This is a genomic window from Streptomyces sp. NRRL F-5126, from assembly GCF_000721265.1.
Classification (GTDB): Bacteria; Actinomycetota; Actinomycetes; order Streptomycetales; family Streptomycetaceae; genus Streptomyces.
The window spans coordinates 1-308 of record NZ_JOFZ01000138.1; the positions used below are offsets into that span (position 1 = coordinate 1).

Here is a 308-nt window from a genome sequence, read left to right on the forward strand (position 1 = left end):
CGCCTGGACGGCGTGGCGCCCGCGGACGCCGAGCGCGCGGTCGCGGCCTTCGCCGCGGCCGGGACCGTCGAGGTCCAGCGCCGTACGAAGAACGGCCTGCGCACCTTCGACGCACGTCCGGCCGTGCTGCGGCTCGAAACGCACCCTCCGCAGGCCGATAGGCCGAACGACCGGCCCTGTGCGATACTGCGGCTGGTTGTTCGGCACGTGACGCCTGCCGTACGACCCGACGACGTCCTGTCCGGTCTCCGCGCCGTGGCCGACCTGGCGCCGCCGGTCCCCGCAGCGGTGACCAGGCTGGCGCAGGG

General features: G+C 75.3%; 1 protein-coding gene. It reads left to right on the forward strand.

Going from position 1 to position 308, the window contains the following annotated elements; genetic code table 11:
• Positions 1 to 308 (forward strand): DUF2344 domain-containing protein (locus IH48_RS0132695; protein WP_030913229.1); only part of this gene is annotated, 308 nt, incomplete at both ends.